The organism is Caulobacter sp. AVps18 (assembly GCF_058681425.1).
In genome coordinates this window covers 1516708-1531174 of the sequence record NZ_CM178737.1, presented here as the reverse complement: position 1 = coordinate 1531174, position 14467 = coordinate 1516708, and the positions used below count along the sequence as shown (strand labels likewise).

The following is a 14467-nucleotide window of genomic DNA, read 5'->3' as shown; positions in this document are numbered from 1 at the left end:
GCCGGCGCCTGTCGCGGTCCCGGGTCTTGGTCCGGGATGCCAGCCTTAAAGCACGATGATGTCGCTATCCGGAGCCTGGGCGAACAGTCGCTCCAGTTCTCGGGGCCGCCGGTCGCGCGCCAGGGCCTGGTTGATATAGCCCTTGTCGGTCAGTTCGCCCGAACCCGCGTCAGGAGCGCCGTCGAGGATCAGGGCGCGGGCCACCTTGCCGCCACCCTTGGCCGAGGCGTTCATCCGGGTCAGGCCCTCGACGATGGCGGCGCGTGCGGCGGAAGCGTCACCCAGCCGCGCGGCGGCGGTGGGATCGATAAAGAGCATCAGCCCGACTCCGTCCTGACCCTCGCCGCAGACCACGGCGTCGGAGACGACCCCGCCGATCGCCGAGACCGCAGCCACCCGCAGGGCGCCGGCCGCAACGAATGTGCCGCTGGCCAGCTTGAAGTTCTCGACCAGCCGCCCGTCGAACACGAGCCCGGCCGCCGGGTCTTCAGGATCGGCCAGCCGTGCGGCGTCGCCCAGGCGATAGAAGCCGTCCTCGTCAAAGGCGTCGCGGGTGGCTTCGGGCTGGTCCAGGTAGCCGGGCGAGACCTGCGGCCCCTTCACGCGGATCTCGAACTTGTCGCCGGAGGGGACGAGCTTCACCGCCGTCCCTGGCGTCGGAAGGCCGACCATGCCCGAGCGAGCGTTCAGCCAGTGGATGTTGCAGGCGGTCGGCCCCGTCTCGGTGGCGCCATAGCCGGCCGCGAAGGTCACCCGCTCGCCGATGGTGCGCACCGCCACGGCCTGGACCCGGTCGAGGATCGACTGGGCCATGGACGCGCCGCCATATTGCAGCACCCGAACCTTTTCGAAGAACCGGCGGGCCAGGGCCTCGTCCCGCTCCAGCTCGCCGATCAGCAGGCCCCAGCCGGCCGGGACCATGTTGTGATAGGTGGGCGAGACCTCGCGCAGATTGCGCAGGGTTTCGGCAAAGCGCGTCGGGGTCGGCTGACCCGCGTCGATATACAGCGTCCCGCCCCGGTGCAGCACCATGTGCAGGATGGCGTTGGCGCCCAGGCTGTGGCTCCAGGGGGCGGAATTGACCAGCACCGGCGGTTCGGGATCGGCGTAACAGGCCTCGATCTGGGCGGCGTTGAGCGCAATATTGGCGTGGGTGCAGATCACCGCCTTGGGCTTGCCGGTCGAGCCGGAGGTCAGCAGTAGCTTGGCCACGTGGTCGGGCTGGCACAGGGGCGCAGCCGGTGGCGATTTCAGGAGGTCGGCAAAGCCGATATCGCCTACGCGCGCGTTCAAACTCGCGACGACCGGCAAGCCCGCCAGGAACGGCGCGGCCAAGGCGCCGCCGAAGGCTGCTGCATCGTCAGCATAGACCACTGCCGGCTTCAGCCGCTCGACCGCGAAAGCCAGCCGCGAAAGGTCTGCGCCCGCCAGGCCATATTGCGGCGAGACCGGCGCGATCGGCGCGCCCAGGCTCATGGCAGCATAGCCGATCAGGGCATGGTCGATGCCGTTGCGGGCCAGGATCAGCAGCGGCTTCTCCGGACCCAGGCCCAGATCCCGGAGGCCACCGGCCAGGGCCTCGATCCGGGACTTTGCCTGCCCATAGGTCACCGTCCGCCAACCCTCGCTCCCACGCTCATTAGCGCGTTCAGCTAGCCACACGCGGTCAGGCGCCTCGACCGCCCAGCGGGCCAGCGGCTCGGTCACCGTCTGTACCGCATCGGAATAGGGCATGGGGTTGCGAAGGATCAGCGCCTCGCCGCGCTGTTCGATATCAAGCGCGCGCGGGGCATAGCGGGCGTCGCGAAAGGGCGCGGTAGCGAGGGATGATCCGTCCATCGCCCCTTATCCCGCGCTCCTTGGGGTTGTTCAATCCGTAGCGAGCGATGTTCGTCGGCGTTCAAGCCACATCCGCTCCGCAGGGCCGGGGTCCAGCGCCAGGGCGTGGTCATAGGCCACGCGCGCCTCGCCCACCCGTCCCAGTCGCGCCAGCAGGTCGGCGCGCAGGGCGTGGAAGGGTGCAAATTCAGTCAAGCCGGCCGGGTTAAGCCCTTCGACCTGCGCCAGGGCCACGGCCGGACCGGCCACCTCGGCCAGGGCGACCGCGCGGTTCAGACGCACCACGGCATCGTCGCGCCAAGCCAGCAGGGCGTCGTACAGGCGCAGCACGGCGCCCCAGCGCGGCGGCTCGGCAAGGCTCTTGCGGCCGCACCAGACAGCGTGAATCGCCGCCTGCAACTGGCGCGGACCGGGACGGTCCAGGTCGGCGGCGCGGCGCAGCAGCCGCTCGGCCTCGGTCATCAAGGGCTTGCGCCACAGGGTCGGGTCCTGCTCCGAGAGGGGGACCATGGCGCCGGTCTCGTCCAGTCGGGCCGGGCGGCGGGCCTCGGCGTAGCGGACGAGCGCCGCCAAGCCCAAGCATTCGGGCTCATCCGGCAAAAGCGCGACCAGCGTCGCCGTCAGCTCCAGCATCTCGCGGGCGAAGCCGGCGTGGACGCTCCCCCCCGCCGCATCCTCATGGGCCTTGGCATAGGCCACCTCCAGGGTGGAGAGCACCGCTGAAAGCCGCGTGTTCCAGGCCTCGGGTCCGGGGATCTCGAACGGTTCACCCGACTGGGCGATTCGGCGCTTGGCCCGGGTCAGGCGCTGGAACATGGCCGGCTCGGCCACCAGAAAGGCGCGGGCGATCTCGCGCACGCTGAGACCGCAGACCAGCCGCAGGGTCAGGGGCGCTCGCACCTCCGCCGGCACGACAGGGTGGCAGCAGACAAAGATCAGCCTTAACCGCTCATCGGGGATCAGGGCCTCATCGGAAGTCATGGCCTCCTCCACGCTGCGCGTCGGTTCTGGCGGCTCGGGCGTGAGACGTCGTCGCACGCTGCGCCGCCGCACGGCGTCCAGGGCCGCGCGGCGGGCCGTGGCGTACAGCCATGCGGCCGGGTCGTTGGGCGGCCGGGACGGCCAGACTGCCGCAGCGCGGGCGCAGGCCTCGGCAAAGGCCTCCTCGGCCAGATCCAGGTCGCGGAAGCTGGCGGCCAGGGCCGCAATGATCCGCCCTCCGACCTCCCGTGCGGTCTGGTCCAGCAAGCCGCCGGCCACCAAACCTAACTGTGCTCTCCGGGCGGACGCACCTCGACCTTGCCGCCGGGCGACAGCGGAATCTTGCGGGCCCAGGCTATAGCCGCCTCGCGGTCGGGCACGTCGACCACGTAGTATCCGCCCAGCTGCTCGTGGGTCTCGGCGAACGGACCATCGTGAACAACGCCGTCCCGGGTCACCGTCGCGGCGGTGATGGTCGGGGCCAATTCAGACCCGCTCCACTCGATCCCCGACGCCGCCAACTCTTCGATCAGCGCCATGTGCCCGGCGATGATCTGGGCCCCGAGCGTCTCGCCTGCTTCACCGGCGTACTCGGCTTCCTTCTCGTAGATCAACAGCATGTATTTCATGTCGGCTCTCCCATCCGGCAAGCGCACGCCGCGCTCCCTTCAGGGCAGAGACGTGCGAGGTCGGCAGGATTCGACAGGGGGTTGGGGAAAAAGTCGAGAGCCCTGATGGCTCGTCTCCACCGGGTTCATCATCAGCGGCAGACGCTCAGCTGCCCAGCCATCCCGCCAGCATCTGCCGCAGCGGATTGGCCGGATCGGCCAACAGCTTGATGGCCATAGCGCAGGACATGGTCACCAGCAGGGGGCGGATCAGCCGGGGACCAAAGCGCATGGCCAGCCTCGACCCGATCTGGGCGCCGATAAAGGCCCCGGCCGCCATCGCCAGGCCGACGGGCCAGACGACCGCACCCTTGAGGATGAACAGCAGCAGGCTGCCCAGATTGCTGGCGGCATTGGCCAGCTTGGTGTGAGCCGTGGCCTTCAGCGCGCCATAGCCCAGCAGGGTGACGATGGCCACCATGTAGAAGGCTCCCGCCCCGGGGCCGAAGATACCGTCATAAAAGCCGACCAGTGGCGCGACGAAGCCCGCAAAGGCCGGCAGGGCCAGGCGCGGCGGGCCGTCTTCGGCTTTCAGCGCCTTGGACAGGGCGAAATAGAGAGCGATGGCGATCAGCAGGACCGGCACCAGGGCCTTCAGGAAAAGCGGTGACAGGAGGCTGGCGCACAGGGCCCCGCACAGGCCGGCCAGGCCGGCGGCGAGGGCCACGGGAATGGCGCTCTTCCAGTCGATCAGGCCGCGACGCGCAAAGGCGATCGTCGAGGACACCGACCCGAAGGCCCCTTGCAGCTTGTTGGTGGCCAGGGCCGCGACAGGATTGAGACCGGCCAGCAGCAGGGCAGGCAGGGTCAGCAGACCACCGCCGCCGGCAATGGCGTCGAAGGCACCGGCCAGGGCAGCCACGGCGAACATCGTCGCCAGCAATTGCGGATCAAGAAACGGCACGGGGGTCTCTCCCGCATGGACTGGCGAGCGCCAGGACCATGCGGTCGAGTCCGGGCTTTAAGCAAAGAAAAGGGGCCGCAAGGCCCCTTCCCGCCCGATCAACCGATCAGGTTGCCCCATTCGTGAGCGCGGGCGCTCTTGGTGTTGCGGCCCAGGGAACGCAGCTGCTCGCGTTGAGCGGCCTTTTCTTCCTTGCGCATCTTCTGCTCGGCGGCCGCGTCGGACTTGCGTTCCTTACGCTCGGCGCGCTTGGCCGCCAGGATCAGCTCCTGCTTGGCTTGCTGCTCGAGGCGAACCAGCTCGCGGGCTTCGGCCCGGGCCGCGCGCACCGCTTCCAGTTCGGCGGCGCGAAGCTCTTCGCGCTTGTCGAAGTTGGGGTCGGTCACAGTGGGCTTGGGCTTAAGCTTCGCGAGCATGGCCTTCTTGGCCTCGGCTGCGGCGGAGATACGATCGGAGAAACCGGTGTTCTTCAGATGCGACATGAATCTTCTGGCTAAGGGAAAGTCGGGGCTCTCAAACCTCAAAATCGCGAAAAAAGCAATGCGTCATCCCGTGCGCGCGTCACGGAATGCGCCCGGAGCGATCTATTTGTCGCTCAGCTGGGTCGCAGAGGGCCACCCGGGCGGGGCCCGACCCCCGCGGCCCGCGACAATCTTGCCCCCAAAGCCCTGGACGGCCCGGCTTTCCGCCAAGGTGGCGCGACCACGACGGCGCCGCCGCAAGGATTTGCCCACCGCACGGCACCGTAGCGTAAAAGGCCATATTATACAGTCGCTTGCACATGACTCAGGCAACCTTGACGCACCGCAGCGAGCCCTATAGGTTCCGCCGCGATCAAGCCGGCCGGAAATACGCCACTTTTTGGCGTGTCCGCAGGCGTTTTCGGACCTGACCGCTCCCATGCCCAAGGCCGACGAACCGAACGACAAGGCTTTCCAAAGCCTCGACGCTCGGCTCGGCGCTTTCGAGGCCAAGAAGGCGGCGGAAAAGCCGGTTCGCGCCGAGAACGAGAAATCGTCCCAGGACGGCTATCGGCTCTTGGCGGATTTGATCGGCGGCGTTCTGGTGGGGCTCGGCTTTGGCTGGCTTCTCGACCGGTTCGTCGGAACGGCGCCCTGGGGCATGGTCGGCGGTCTGCTGATCGGCATGGGGGCGTCGATCTTCGGCGTCGTCCGCAAGGCGATGCAAATGAGCGCGCAGGCGTCGGCAGAGGCTCCCAAGGGGCAGGCCGGCGAAGACACGGGAGGCGGGTCTACCGCCCCCAAGCAGAAGAGAGACTAGGGCCAATGGCCGATCCGATGCACCAGTTCCAGGTCAGCAAGATCGTGGAACTGCCGACCGTGACCGTGTTGGGCCTGCCGATCGATCTGTCGATCACCAATTCCGTGGCCGCCATGCTGCTGGCCGCAACGCTCGTCATCGTCTTCTACGCCCTGGCCTCGGCCAAGCAGGCGGTGATACCCGGTCGCCTCCAGACGGTGGGCGAGATGCTCTACGGTCTGGTCGATGGCCTGGCGGAATCGATCATCGGTCACGAAGGCAAGAAGTTCCTGCCCTTCGTCTTCACGCTGTTTGCCTTCGTGCTGTTCATGAACCTGCAGGGCATGTTCCTGGTGTTCACCGCCACCTCGCAGTTGGCCGTGACCCTGACCCTGGGCCTGCTGGTCATCCTGACCGTGGTCGCCGTGGGCTTTGCCAAGAACGGCATCAAGTTCTTCAAGCTGTTCGCCCCCTCGGGCGTGCCCGGCTGGATCCTGCCGCTGGTGGTGCTGATCGAGATCGTCTCGTTCCTGGTGCGCCCCCTGACCCTGGCCCTGCGACTGTTCGGCAACATGGTCGGCGGTCACGTGGTTCTGAAGATCTTCGCCGGCTTCGTCATCGCCCTGGGCGGCCTTGGCGCGCTCGGCTGGGCCGGCGCGGCGCTGGCCCTGACCTCCGTCGTCGCCCTGACGGCTCTAGAGTTCATGGTGGCCTTCCTTCAGGCCTTCGTGTTTGCGGTGCTCGCCTGCGTCTATCTGAACGACGTCGTGCACCTCGACAGCCACTGATCACCCTTTTTTCTTTCCAACCTTTCGATCTTTAGGAGTCTCACAATGGAAGCTGAAGCCGCGAAGTACATCGGCGCTGGTCTGGCGATGCTGGGCATGATCGGCGCAGGCATCGGCCTGGGCGTGATGTTCGGTAACTATTTCCAGGGCGCCCTGCGCAACCCTACCGCCGCCGCTCAAGAGCGTCCGATGCTGTTCCTGGGCATGGCGCTGACCGAAGCCCTGGGCATCTTCGCCCTGGTCGTCGCCTTCCTGATCCTCTTCTCCTAAACCTTAGCTAAAGAGGCGTCTTCGCCCATGGCGACGGAAACTCACGGCACGGTCGAGACGACTGAAGCCCCAGCGCACGAAGGTGGCGGCGGTCTTCCGCAACTGCAATTCGAGCACTGGGGCGGTCAGATCGTCTGGCTGCTGCTCATCTTCGCGGTTCTCTATGCGGTGCTGTCCAAGGCGCTTTTGCCCAAGGTCAGCGGTGCCATCGAGGAACGCGGCGCCAAGATCGCCGGCGACATCGCCGACGCCCGTCGTCTGAAGGACGAAGCCGAGGTGCAGGCCCGTGCGGCCGCCACCGAGGTCGCCGAGGCTCGCGCCAAGGCCCAGAAGACGGCGGCGGACGCCAAGGCCAAGGCTTCGGCCGAGTCGGCCGAGCGTCAGGCGACGGAAGACGCGGTGCTGGCTGAAAAGCTGGCCGCCGCCGAAGCCGACATCCAGGCTGCCCGCGACCAGGCCATGAGCCATGTCGCCGCCGTGGCTTCGGAAACGGCCGCCGCCATCGTCGAGAAGCTGACGGGCAAGACGGCTTCGGCCGCCGAGCTCAAAGCGGCTCTGGCCTAGGGAGAGACGACGATGGAACACGAGTCCCTGCTGAGCCTCTCCAACCCCGAGTTCTGGGTGCTGGTCGCGCTGGTCCTGTTCTTCGGCCTGCTGGTCGTGCTCAAGGTCCTGCCCGGTGCCCTTTTCGGGGCCATCGACGGCTATGCCGCCAAGATCAAGGCTGAACTCGACGAAGCCCAGCAACTGCGCGAAGAGGCCCAGGCCCTTCTTGCAGACGTGAAGGCCCAGCGCGAGGACGCCGAACGTCAGGCTGCCGGCATGATCGAGGCCGCCAAGGCCGACGCCGCCCGCATGGCGGTGGAAGCCAAGGAAAAGCTGGAAGAGCAGATCAAGCGCCGCGCCGAAATGGCCGAACGCAAGATCGCCCAGGCCGAGGCCCAGGCCGCTGCGGACGTCAAGGCCGCCGCTGTCGACCTCGCCGCCCAGGCCGCCGAAGCCGTGCTCACCGCGCGCCTTTCGGGCTTGAAGAGCGATCCGCTGGTCGATGCGGCCATCGGTCAGATGAGCGCCAAGCTGCAATAGCTTTCGGTTCTCGGACGAAAAGATCAGGGCGCGAACCTTTCCGGTTCGCGCCCTTTTTCTTGAGTGCCATTAGGGACAGATCCGGGAGCTCAAATAGTCCTGCTGCGCGGCGGCTTCTTCGTCGGTGAACGAGTGATCGCTGAGGTCTTCGCTCGGATCCCAGGGCTCAAATCCGTTCCAGGCGTTGTTGTACCGGAAAGCCTCAAACATCGAGGTGGCAGTGAAGCTGTGGGCCAGTGTCGCTGTGGGGGAAATCGCAGCACGAAGCTTGTCGTTCTGTGGATGCACCAACATCATCGAGCATGCCGCGCCTTCATTCTCCTCGAACCGCCATATCTCGAAACATAGCTCGGCCATTTCGCTCAGACCTACTTCGCCATCTTCCGCGCGATATAGCCGCGCGCCCGCTTGCGGCCGCGCTTGAGCACCCGCCAGTGCGGGCGACGCAGTACCATCTTTTCCGTCCGCAGCAGCTGCTGCCAGACCACCAGCAGCACCTCGGGCTCACGACGCATCAGGCGGCGGATGGGGAAGACCAGCTTGGGGTGGCGCCGTTGCAGGCGGATGAACTGCTTGCGGGCCTGAAACGAGTAGCGCAGCACGACCATCAGGCCCAGCACCAGCATGGGCAGGCCGATATGGCCCGGCAGGGGCGTCAGGATCGCGCCGGCCAGGATGACCAGCCCGCCAAAGCCGATGGCGGCGATCCGGAAGGCGCGGGCCGCAGTCTCGCGCAGCAGCCGGGCTAGCCGCGCACGGCGACGAACCTTTTTCCGGATGTCGAGCGTGAGGGTGGAGGGGCTCAACGCCGCTTGAGCGACTTGCGCCAGCGCACAGCCACCCGCCAGCGGCGGGGCACGATCAGGCGCTCAATACGCAGGGCCTGTTGCCAGGCTACCAGCACCACTTCAGGCTCACGCCGCAGCAGGCGGCGGATCGGAAAGATCAGCTTGGGATGGGCGTGCTGGAAGCGCACGAACTGCTTGCGGGCCTTGAACGAGTTGCGCAGCACCAGCATCAGCCCCACCACCGTCAGCGGCAGGCCCAGAGGGCCGGGCAGCGGCGCGATCAGGGCTCCGCCCAGGATCAGCAACAGACCCAGCACCACCAGGACGATGCGCAGGATACGCGCCACGATCTCGCGGGCCAGGTCATCGGCAGGGGAAAAGCGCGCGCGAGGCATGGCTAGGGCGACAGACACAGTCATGGAAGCTAACGGGGACCACGCCCCGTTAACCCCCTGGAAGATCCCAGTCGGCCCGACACGCAAGCCTGATATGTGGACCGATAAGGGCGCCGTAAAGGCGCCCTTTCGACGCGTGTTGAAATACCGTGGCTCTATTCAGCCGCAAGTGGCGCTTCGGCCACAGGGCGCCACCTCAACCGGGGCTTGCGGGCCGCCAGGGTTTCGTCGAGACGACGCAGCGGCGCATGGAACGGCGCGCCCTTGAAGCGTTCGACATCGCCGGCTTTCGCCGCGCCGGCCAGGGCGCGCAGCGCTGCCACGAACCGGTCCAGCTCCTGCTTGCTCTCGGTTTCGGTTGGCTCGATCAGCATGGCGCCGTGGACGACCAGCGGGAAATACATGGTCATCGGGTGGAAGCCCTCGTCGATCATCGCCTTGGCGAAGTCGAGCGTGGTCACGCCGGTACCTTCCAGCCAGCTGTCGTCGAACAGGGCCTCATGCATGCACGGCCCTTCGGGGAAGGCCGGGCTCATCACGTCGGACAGGCAGGCCTTGAGGTAGTTGGCGTTCAGCACGGCGTCCTGTGCCACCTGACGCAGGCCGTCGGCGCCGTGGCTGAGCATGTAGGCATAGGCGCGCACATACATGCCCATCTGGCCGTGGAAGGCGCTCATGCGGCCAAAGGCGGTTTCCGCGCCCTCTTCGCCGGCATGCTCGACCAGGGCAAAGCCGTCATCGCCGTGGGTCAGCCAGGGGGTGGGGGCAAACGGCGCCAGCGCCGCGCTCAGCACCACCGGACCGGCACCCGGACCACCGCCGCCATGAGGCGTCGAGAAGGTCTTGTGCAGGTTGATGTGCATGGCATCCACGCCCAGGTCGCCCGGGCGAACCCGGCCGACGATGGCGTTGAAATTGGCGCCGTCGCAATAGAAATAGGCCCCCGCCGCATGGGTCAGGCGGGCGATCTCGACGATGTCGCGCTCGAACAGGCCGCAGGTGTTGGGGTTGGTGACCATGATGGCGGCAACGTGGTCGCCCAGCTTCGACGCCAGGTCAGCCATGTCAACTCGACCATCGGCCGTCTGGGCGATCTCGACCACGGTATAGCCGACGAAGGCCGCCGTGGCGGGGTTGGTGCCGTGGGCGCTGGTCGGGGCCAGCACGGTCTTGCGATGGCCCTGGCCGGCGGCTTCATGCGCCGAGCGGATGGCCAGCATGCCGCACATCTCGCCATGGGCGCCGGCTTTGGGGGTCAGGGCCACGGCCGGCATGCCGGTCAGGGTCTTCAGCCAGTGGGCCAGCCGGTCCATCAGCGCAAGCGCGCCTTGCACGGTGGATTGCGGTTGCAGCGGATGGATGTCGGAGAAGCCCGGCAGGCGCGCCATCTTCTCGTTCAGGCGCGGGTTGTGCTTCATCGTGCACGAGCCCAGCGGATACAGCGCCAGGTCGATGGCGTGGTTCTTCTGCGACAGGCGCACATAGTGACGCACGGTCTCGGGCTCCGACAGGCCCGGCAGGCCGATCGGCGCGCTGCGCAGCAGGCCATCCAGGTCGTCCGACGGGGCCGAGGCCTCCGGCAGATCGACGCCGGTCTTATCCCAGCCACCCAGTTCGAAGATCAGGGCTTCGTCCTGCAACAGGCCGCGCGCGCCAGTCAGGGTCGGGTGCAGATAGTCATTGGCGGCGGTTTCGGGACGGGTCGGCCGTCCGACGGTGTTCATGCTCATTGGGCGATGACCTTGGCCAGGACCTTCGAGAAGAAGGTGATGTCGATATCCAGCGTCGTCTCGGTGGCCGCGACCAGCAGCACGTCGTCGAGGCCGGCTGAGGCGTCCAGGCGCGAGAACGGCACGCCGGCGATGATGCCGTGACCCGCCAGGGTCTCGACTAGCTCGGCGGCCTTGCCGGGCACGCGGATGGCGAACTCGTTGAAAAAGCGCGTCGTCAGGATCTCGACGCCGGGGACGGCGGACAGGGCGTCACGCAGGGCGCGGGCCTTGGCGTGGTTGATGGAGGCCAGCTGACGCAGCCCCACCTCGCCCAGCAGGCTCATATGGATGCTGAAGGCCAGGGCGCACAGGCCGCTGTTGGTGCAGATGTTGGACGTCGCCTTGTCGCGGCGGATATGCTGCTCGCGCGTCGAGAGGGTCAGGACAAAGCCGCGACGGCCGTCGGCGTCCACCGTCTCGCCGCAGAGACGGCCCGGCGCCTGCCGGATGTATTTTTCCTTGCAGGCGAACAGGCCCACATAGGGACCGCCGAAGTTCAGCCCGTTGCCGATCGACTGGCCCTCGGCCACGACGATGTCGGCACCCATCTCGCCGGGCGACTTCAGAAGGCCCAGCGACACCACCTCGGTCGTCACCACGATCAGCAAGGCACCGGCGGCCTGGGCGGCGGCGGCGATCTTGCTCACATCGGTGGCCGTGCCGAACACATTGGGGGTCTGGACCACGACACAGGCGGTGTCCTTGTCGATGGCGGCGATCACCGCGTCCTCGGCGTCGATGGCCGCCGGCAGACGCTGGGTGGCAACCCCGGCCGCGTGGGCCAGGGTTTCGACCGTCTCGACATAGTGGGGATGCACGCCGCCCGACATCACCGCCTTGTTGCGGCGGGTCACGCGGGTGGCCATCATCACCGCCTCGGCGGCGGCGGTGGAGCCGTCATAGAGCGAGGCATTGGCCACCTCCATGCCGGTCAGGGCCGCGACCTGGGTCTGGAACTCGAACAGCACCTGCAGGGTGCCCTGGGCGATTTCCGGCTGGTAGGGCGTGTAGCTGGTCAGGAACTCCGACCGCTGGATGATGTGGTCGACCGTAGCCGGCACATGGTGGCGATAGGCCCCGGCCCCGCAGAAGAACGGCCCCTCCCCTGCCGCGCGGTTGCGCTTGGCCAGGGCGGCCATCTCGCGCTCGACTTCCAGTTCGCCGGCGTGGAAAGGCAGATCGACCGGCTCTGTGCGCTGGGCGACGCCGGGCACGTCGACGAACAGGGCGTCGATGGAGTCCACGCCGATGACGCCGAGCATCTGGGCGCGATCTTCGGGGGTAAGGGGCAAGTAGCGCATGGGTTAGTGCGATCCGAAAAGCCGAGCCCAAAGACGGGCTGCGAACGATTGAGTCTTGCGAGAAGGGTGAGCCGTAGAAGGCGTTTCTTCAGTCGAGCCGTCAGTCGACACGCGTCGGGCGGCGTCAGCAGCCAAGACCGACCGGTCGCGAAAATCCGCCCAGCTGTCAAAGCCAAATGCCAGGAACCGAGCCAACTCCTCGTCATTCAAGACTGGCAAAATGACCGGAGAAGGCCCGTCCTCTAGCGCCGGTGGTGCACCGAGATTTGAGGGCGTACGAAACGCCTTCAGTTCTTCCTCAGGGGATAGGACGAAACAGGAGGTTACCTCCGCGACAGCAAAGACAATTTGAGCGATCGAGGGGGAGAAGCCGCGAAGGGAGAACATCGCGCCGCCGCCTCCTGAAGCGTAGAGTTCGAAGCCCCAGCCATCGTGAGTGCAGATGTCTTCGCTTTCGACGCTCCCGACAGCGTCGAGGGCCCGTAGCGCCGCATTGACTCGCGCTTCGAACTCGCCTGAAGGCGGACTCGTGCTCGAACCAATAAGGTAGATGTCGAAACTCATACCTACAGAGTGGCCAGGAAGGCTTCGTAGGCGTCGCGGTCCATCAGGCCTTCGACTTCCGACGGCTTGGACAGCTTGATCTTGGCAAACCAGCCGCCCGCTTCCGGCACGGCATTGACCGTTTCGGGGCTGTCGCCCAGGCCGGTATTGGCCTCGACCACCTCGCCCGACACCGGGGCATAGACGTCGGAGGCCGCCTTGACGCTCTCGACCACGGCCAGGCCGTCGCCCTGCTTCACGGTCTTGCCGACCTCGGGAACCTCGACGAACACGACGTCGCCCAGTTGGTCGGCGGCGTAGGCGCTGATGCCGACGGTGGCTACGTCGCCTTCGACGACGACCCACTCATGATCCTTGGTGAAACGCATTAGTCTGGGCCCTTCTTTTTTGTTGCCGCGCGACAGACGCCAAAACCGGCATCCACTTTTGGCTGTCGCGCTTAGATCTTGCGAACGTAACGATTGGGAACGAACGGCGAGGCCACGACCTGCGCCGCCTGCGACTTGCCGCGCACGATGACGCTGAGCGTCTCGCCCAGCGTTGCGAAGGCGGGCGGCACGAAGCCGATGGCGATGGCGCCGCCGAAGCTGGGGCCAAAGCCGCCGCTGGTGACCACGCCGATCACGGCGCCGGTCGCATCGGCAATCTGTGCGCCCTCGCGGGCCGGGGCGCCTTCCAGCACCTTCAGATTGACGCGGACACGCGACAGGTCGCCCGCCAGCTCGGCACCGATCCGGGCCGCGCCGGGGAAGTCAGCGGCCTCGCGGCGGCGCTTGCCGATGGCGAAGTTCAGGCCCGCCTCGATGGGCGAGACGGTCTCGTCCAGGTCGTGGCCATACAGCGGCAGACCGGCTTCAAGGCGCAGGCTGTCGCGGGCACCCAGGCCGATCGGCTTGACGCGTTCGTCTTCCAGCAGGGTGTTCCAGATGCGCGCCGCGTCGGCGGCGGGCACCGAGATCTCGTAACCGTCCTCGCCGGTATAGCCCGAGCGGGAGATGATCGCATCGACGCCGAACGCGTTCATGGCAGCGGTGTCCATGAACACCATGTCGGCGGCGGCCGGAACGTGGCTGGCCAGCACGGCGGCGGCCTCGGGGCCCTGCAGGGCCAGCAGGGCGCGATCCTCAAGCCGCTCGACCGTGGCCTCGCCCTCAAGGGCTGCGGCAATGATCGCGTAGTCGTTATCCTTGCAGGCCCCGTTGACCACCACGAACAGGCCGTCATCGTCGGGGCGCGCCGTCATCAGGTCGTCGATGATGCCGCCCTGGTCGTTCAGCAGCACGCCATAGCGCTGCTTGCCCGGCTTGAGGCCCTGATAGTCGGCCGAGACAACCTTTTCGAAGCTCTTGGCCGGATCGGTGCCGCGAATACGCGCCTGCCCCATGTGCGAAACGTCGAATAGGCCTGCATGCTCGCGGGTCCACAGATGCTCTTTCAGCACCCCGTCCTTGTATTGCACCGGCATGGCATAGCCCGCGAACGGCACCATGCGGGCACCGAGCGCCACATGGGCGTCGAACAGGGGCGTCTTCTTAAGATCTTGGTCAGACACGCGGGGGCTCCAAACGGGGACGGCGCTGCTAGCCCGGCTTTCGCCAGACGGTCGCGCCCCCGCTGTCCCTTTGACCTGAGAGATTTCGGCCGCCCTTCAAAGTGAAAAGGGGACGACCTTGCTCCTTCGGCGGGCAATCCATCTTCCCTGGCTCAGGGAGGGCAGATTGCCTCTTTCCAGCGTTCCTAAAACCCGCGCGGTCCGTTTGCCTGAGCGTTTCCGGGGCGGTTGCGCCTTCGGCCTCGGGACGAATCCCGATGTCTCCCGCGAGGGTCGATGGGTCTTTGAGCGAGGCGATG

Annotated in this window: 18 protein-coding genes and 1 riboswitch; of the genes, 5 read left to right on the top strand and 13 right to left on the bottom strand. The window is 66.9% G+C overall.

The window, feature by feature from the left end:
* Positions 1–45: 45 nt before the first annotated feature.
* The 5 genes from ACW179_RS07125 to ACW179_RS07105 all read right to left on the bottom strand — a co-directional run bounded on the left by ACW179_RS07125 (position 46) and on the right by ACW179_RS07105 (position 4874).
* Complete coding sequence (locus ACW179_RS07125; RefSeq protein WP_492063605.1) at positions 46–1839, bottom strand: feruloyl-CoA synthase; 1794 nt, start codon at positions 1837–1839, stop codon at positions 46–48.
* A 30-nt stretch (positions 1840–1869) separates the two neighbouring features.
* On the bottom strand, positions 1870–3099 hold the full coding sequence (locus ACW179_RS07120) for an RNA polymerase sigma factor (protein WP_492063604.1): 1230 nt from the start codon (positions 3097–3099) through the stop codon (positions 1870–1872).
* 5 nt (positions 3100–3104) lie between these two features.
* Positions 3105–3449, bottom strand: a complete 345-nt coding sequence (locus ACW179_RS07115; protein ID WP_492063603.1) for a YciI family protein — start codon at positions 3447–3449, stop codon at positions 3105–3107.
* Positions 3450–3594: 145 nt separating this feature from the next.
* Positions 3595–4359: a TSUP family transporter gene (locus ACW179_RS07110; RefSeq protein WP_492064264.1), complete on the bottom strand. Its 765-nt coding sequence runs from the start codon at positions 4357–4359 to the stop codon at positions 3595–3597.
* Positions 4360–4490: 131 nt separating this feature from the next.
* Positions 4491–4874, bottom strand: a complete 384-nt coding sequence (locus ACW179_RS07105) for a DUF6481 family protein (RefSeq protein WP_492063602.1) — start codon at positions 4872–4874, stop codon at positions 4491–4493.
* A gap of 418 nt (positions 4875–5292) precedes the next feature.
* Between ACW179_RS07105 and ACW179_RS07100 the strand changes: the two genes are divergently transcribed.
* From ACW179_RS07100 to ACW179_RS07080, 5 genes are read left to right on the top strand one after another with little or no spacing between them, the layout of a single operon-like run.
* A complete protein-coding gene (locus tag ACW179_RS07100) occupies positions 5293–5673 on the top strand; it encodes an AtpZ/AtpI family protein (protein ID WP_492063601.1) in 381 nt (126 codons plus the stop codon).
* A 5-nt stretch (positions 5674–5678) separates the two neighbouring features.
* Positions 5679–6440 carry a F0F1 ATP synthase subunit A gene (locus ACW179_RS07095; protein WP_492063600.1) on the top strand — a complete coding sequence of 254 codons (762 nt, stop codon included), beginning with the start codon at positions 5679–5681 and terminating at the stop codon, positions 6438–6440.
* Between the two features lie 45 nt (positions 6441–6485).
* A complete protein-coding gene (locus ACW179_RS07090) occupies positions 6486–6710 on the top strand; it encodes a F0F1 ATP synthase subunit C (RefSeq protein WP_058348596.1) in 225 nt (74 codons plus the stop codon).
* A 27-nt stretch (positions 6711–6737) separates the two neighbouring features.
* Complete coding sequence (locus ACW179_RS07085) at positions 6738–7274, top strand: F0F1 ATP synthase subunit B family protein (protein WP_492063599.1); 537 nt, start codon at positions 6738–6740, stop codon at positions 7272–7274.
* Between the two features lie 12 nt (positions 7275–7286).
* Positions 7287–7796 (top strand): F0F1 ATP synthase subunit B, encoded by a 510-nt coding sequence (locus ACW179_RS07080; protein ID WP_492063598.1) that lies wholly within the window; start codon positions 7287–7289, stop codon positions 7794–7796.
* Between the two features lie 69 nt (positions 7797–7865).
* Here ACW179_RS07080 and ACW179_RS07075 read toward each other — a convergent pair whose 3' ends face one another.
* The 8 genes from ACW179_RS07075 to gcvT all read right to left on the bottom strand — a co-directional run bounded on the left by ACW179_RS07075 (position 7866) and on the right by gcvT (position 14168).
* Entirely contained in the window at positions 7866–8153 is a 288-nt protein-coding gene (locus tag ACW179_RS07075; RefSeq protein ID WP_492063597.1) for a hypothetical protein, read from the bottom strand.
* Positions 8154–8164: 11 nt separating this feature from the next.
* The gene (locus ACW179_RS07070; RefSeq protein ID WP_492063596.1) at positions 8165–8602 is read right to left on the bottom strand and encodes a hypothetical protein; all 438 of its coding nucleotides are present in this window, start codon (positions 8600–8602) and stop codon (positions 8165–8167) included.
* Entirely contained in the window at positions 8599–9003 is a 405-nt protein-coding gene (locus ACW179_RS07065) for a hypothetical protein (protein ID WP_492063595.1), read from the bottom strand. The genes ACW179_RS07070 and ACW179_RS07065 overlap by 4 nt, the downstream gene beginning before the upstream one ends.
* Positions 9004–9134: 131 nt before the next feature.
* A complete protein-coding gene (gene gcvPB, locus ACW179_RS07060) occupies positions 9135–10709 on the bottom strand; it encodes an aminomethyl-transferring glycine dehydrogenase subunit GcvPB (RefSeq protein WP_492063594.1) in 1575 nt (524 codons plus the stop codon).
* On the bottom strand, positions 10706–12052 hold the full coding sequence (gene gcvPA / locus ACW179_RS07055) for an aminomethyl-transferring glycine dehydrogenase subunit GcvPA (protein WP_492063593.1): 1347 nt from the start codon (positions 12050–12052) through the stop codon (positions 10706–10708). The genes gcvPB and gcvPA overlap by 4 nt, the downstream gene beginning before the upstream one ends.
* Positions 12053–12055: 3 nt before the next feature.
* On the bottom strand, positions 12056–12616 hold the full coding sequence (locus ACW179_RS07050) for a hypothetical protein (protein WP_492063592.1): 561 nt from the start codon (positions 12614–12616) through the stop codon (positions 12056–12058).
* 2 nt (positions 12617–12618) lie between these two features.
* On the bottom strand, positions 12619–12984 hold the full coding sequence (gene gcvH / locus ACW179_RS07045) for a glycine cleavage system protein GcvH (RefSeq protein WP_492063591.1): 366 nt from the start codon (positions 12982–12984) through the stop codon (positions 12619–12621).
* Positions 12985–13055: 71 nt separating this feature from the next.
* On the bottom strand, positions 13056–14168 hold the full coding sequence (gcvT, locus tag ACW179_RS07040) for a glycine cleavage system aminomethyltransferase GcvT (RefSeq protein WP_492063590.1): 1113 nt from the start codon (positions 14166–14168) through the stop codon (positions 13056–13058).
* A gap of 187 nt (positions 14169–14355) precedes the next feature.
* Positions 14356–14445: riboswitch (glycine riboswitch) on the bottom strand.
* Between the last annotated feature and the right edge of the window lie 22 nt (positions 14446–14467).

What these genes read in the sequence shown, in the direction of transcription:
- ACW179_RS07125 (WP_492063605.1), bottom strand. Translation starts at nt 1,839, where the DNA reads ATGGACGGATCATCCCTCGCTACCGCGCCCTTTCGCGACGCCCGCTAT.
- ACW179_RS07115 (WP_492063603.1), bottom strand. Translation starts at nt 3,449, where the DNA reads ATGAAATACATGCTGTTGATCTACGAGAAGGAAGCCGAGTACGCCGGT.
- ACW179_RS07110 (WP_492064264.1), bottom strand. Translation starts at nt 4,359, where the DNA reads ATGTTCGCCGTGGCTGCCCTGGCCGGTGCCTTCGACGCCATTGCCGGC.
- ACW179_RS07105 (WP_492063602.1), bottom strand. Translation starts at nt 4,874, where the DNA reads ATGTCGCATCTGAAGAACACCGGTTTCTCCGATCGTATCTCCGCCGCA.
- ACW179_RS07100 (WP_492063601.1), top strand. Translation starts at nt 5,293, where the DNA reads ATGCCCAAGGCCGACGAACCGAACGACAAGGCTTTCCAAAGCCTCGAC.
- ACW179_RS07095 (WP_492063600.1), top strand. Translation starts at nt 5,679, where the DNA reads ATGGCCGATCCGATGCACCAGTTCCAGGTCAGCAAGATCGTGGAACTG.
- ACW179_RS07090 (WP_058348596.1), top strand. Translation starts at nt 6,486, where the DNA reads ATGGAAGCTGAAGCCGCGAAGTACATCGGCGCTGGTCTGGCGATGCTG.
- ACW179_RS07085 (WP_492063599.1), top strand. Translation starts at nt 6,738, where the DNA reads ATGGCGACGGAAACTCACGGCACGGTCGAGACGACTGAAGCCCCAGCG.
- ACW179_RS07080 (WP_492063598.1), top strand. Translation starts at nt 7,287, where the DNA reads ATGGAACACGAGTCCCTGCTGAGCCTCTCCAACCCCGAGTTCTGGGTG.
- ACW179_RS07075 (WP_492063597.1), bottom strand. Translation starts at nt 8,153, where the DNA reads ATGGCCGAGCTATGTTTCGAGATATGGCGGTTCGAGGAGAATGAAGGC.
- ACW179_RS07065 (WP_492063595.1), bottom strand. Translation starts at nt 9,003, where the DNA reads ATGACTGTGTCTGTCGCCCTAGCCATGCCTCGCGCGCGCTTTTCCCCT.
- gcvPB (WP_492063594.1), bottom strand. Translation starts at nt 10,709, where the DNA reads ATGAGCATGAACACCGTCGGACGGCCGACCCGTCCCGAAACCGCCGCC.
- gcvPA (WP_492063593.1), bottom strand. Translation starts at nt 12,052, where the DNA reads ATGCGCTACTTGCCCCTTACCCCCGAAGATCGCGCCCAGATGCTCGGC.
- ACW179_RS07050 (WP_492063592.1), bottom strand. Translation starts at nt 12,616, where the DNA reads ATGAGTTTCGACATCTACCTTATTGGTTCGAGCACGAGTCCGCCTTCA.
- gcvH (WP_492063591.1), bottom strand. Translation starts at nt 12,984, where the DNA reads ATGCGTTTCACCAAGGATCATGAGTGGGTCGTCGTCGAAGGCGACGTA.